This window comes from Promineifilum sp. (SeqCode) (assembly GCF_041918635.1).
In the GTDB taxonomy this organism is placed as follows: domain Bacteria; phylum Chloroflexota; class Anaerolineae; order Promineifilales; family Promineifilaceae; genus Promineifilum.
The window spans coordinates 1-1,824 of record NZ_JAYRVJ010000250.1 but is presented as its reverse complement, the minus strand read 5'-3'; the positions used below and the strand labels follow the sequence as shown (position 1 = coordinate 1,824).

The 1,824-nt window shown below is 63.1% G+C and carries 3 protein-coding genes and 1 pseudogene; all 4 read left to right on the top strand.

Annotated elements, in window-relative coordinates; all coding sequences use genetic code 11:
- Positions 1-291 (top strand): alanine racemase C-terminal domain-containing protein (locus ACE3UY_RS08445; RefSeq protein WP_374687100.1); only part of this gene is annotated, 291 nt, incomplete at its 5' end.
- A 168-nt stretch (positions 292-459) separates the two neighbouring features.
- A complete protein-coding gene (locus ACE3UY_RS08440) occupies positions 460-876 on the top strand; it encodes an OsmC family protein (RefSeq protein ID WP_374687099.1) in 417 nt (138 codons plus the stop codon).
- Positions 877-960: 84 nt separating this feature from the next.
- Positions 961-1,419, top strand: a complete 459-nt coding sequence (locus ACE3UY_RS08435) for a hypothetical protein (protein ID WP_374687098.1) — start codon at positions 961-963, stop codon at positions 1,417-1,419.
- A gap of 133 nt (positions 1,420-1,552) precedes the next feature.
- A pseudogene (locus tag ACE3UY_RS08430) lies at positions 1,553-1,824 on the top strand (hypothetical protein); the annotation flags it as partial.

The window sequence follows — 1,824 nt, the reverse complement described above, 5'->3', positions numbered from 1 at the left end:
TTCCGCGCCCTGTCCAACCGGGCCGAGGTCATCATCCGCGGCCGGCGCTACCCGGTCGTCGGCCGCGTCTGCATGGATCAGCTGATGGTCAACATCGAGTGGGAGACGGCCTACAACGGTGACGAGGTCATCCTGCTGGGCGAGTCCGACAGCGGCGCGGCCATCACCGTCGAGGAACTGGCCGACTGGGCCGGCACGGTTCCGTGGGAGATTTTAACGAACGTCAACACGCGCGTGCCGCGCGTTTATGTAGAAGAGCAGGGGAGCAGGGGAGCAGGGGAGCGGGGGTGAAAGCACGGTCAGCCGCCCACAGAGTGCGCATCCTCAGATGCGCGCCTCGCACATGGGCCGTCCGCATCTGAGGATGCGGACTCCCCGCTCCCCTGCCCTCATCCCTTGACGCCCCCCGCCGAATATGAGTAAATTCATCCCAACACATCACAGCGCGGGAGCACACCCATGGACGCAACGATCACTCTACAAGACGGCCTGCACTTTGTCGCCATTCCCCCCAGCGGGTTTCCGGTTCACATCGACGCCAAGCCCACGGCCGGCGGCGAGGGCAAGGGGGCCAGCCCGATGGAACTGCTGCTCATCAGCCTGGCCGGCTGCACGGCGATGGACGTCATCTCCATCCTGCGCAAGAAGCGCCAGAATGTCACCGGCTTCGCCATCAACATCCACGGCGACCGCCAGACCGACCACCCCAAGGTCTTTACCGCCTTCACGCTGGAGTACGTCGTCCGTGGCGTAGACATTGACCCGGCCGCTGTCGCGCGCTCCATCGAACTCTCCGTCGAAGCCTACTGCTCCGTCCACGCCATGCTCAGCAAGGCGGCGACGATTCAGACGAGCTATACTATTATTCAGGAATAGCGACGGACATACGTAGGGGCAAACCTGCGTGTCTGCCCTAACTTGGGTAGACACGCAGGTCTGCCCCTGCCAAGAAAAACCTCTATGACCCTCATCGAATTGCTCGAACGTGACGGCGCTCAAATCGTCGCTGAAGCCAGCGAGGCGCTCAATCGCTCTCGTCTGGCCCACTATGCTGAAGCCGGCCGCGCTGTCAGCCAGGAGCGCCTGGCCCGGCTCTTCCAGTTGACTGTCCAGAGCATCGGCGACCACAACCTGGTTCCGGTCATGGACTATATGGCCGAGGTGGCCCACGACCGCTTTCTCGCCGGCTACGCCATCCGCGAGGTGCAGATCGCCATCAACGTGCTGGAAGAGGCCATCTGGAACCACATCGTCACCGAGACCCCGCCGGCCGAACTGGCCCACGCTCTGGGCCTGGTTAGCACCGTCCTCGGCGCGGCCAAGGATTCGCTGGCGCGGGCCTACGTCTCGCTGGCGAGTAAGTCTAAGGCCCCGTCACTCGACCTCTCCGCCCTCTTTGAAGGCTCGACCAGCGGGTAAGAGGCTCACGCAAAGAGCGCAAAGAAGCAAAGACCGCAAAGAAAGCTTCTTGGCGTTCTTTGCTTCTTTGCGCTCTTTGCGTGAGCTTCTTAAACTCTGCGCAATCTGCGAAATCTGTGGATAATCCCTCTTAATGATTCGTTTCTTGCGCAACATTCTCCACCCGGCGCGCTACCATGGCCGGCTGCGCGGCCAGCGCCCGCCCTTCTTCGAGGGCTGGTACTTCAAGATCATCGACTCCACCCAGCGCCACCGCTTGGCCGTCATCCCCGGCATCTTCTGGAGCGGCCGGCCCCACGCCTTCGTGCAGGTGCTCGACGGCGCGACCGGCGTCGCCCACTACGTCGAGTACCCGACCGACGCCTTCTGGGCCGCCGATGACCGCTTCGAGGTGCACGTCGGTCC

What these genes read in the sequence shown, in the direction of transcription:
- ACE3UY_RS08440 (WP_374687099.1), top strand. Translation starts at nt 460, where the DNA reads ATGGACGCAACGATCACTCTACAAGACGGCCTGCACTTTGTCGCCATT.
- ACE3UY_RS08435 (WP_374687098.1), top strand. Translation starts at nt 961, where the DNA reads ATGACCCTCATCGAATTGCTCGAACGTGACGGCGCTCAAATCGTCGCT.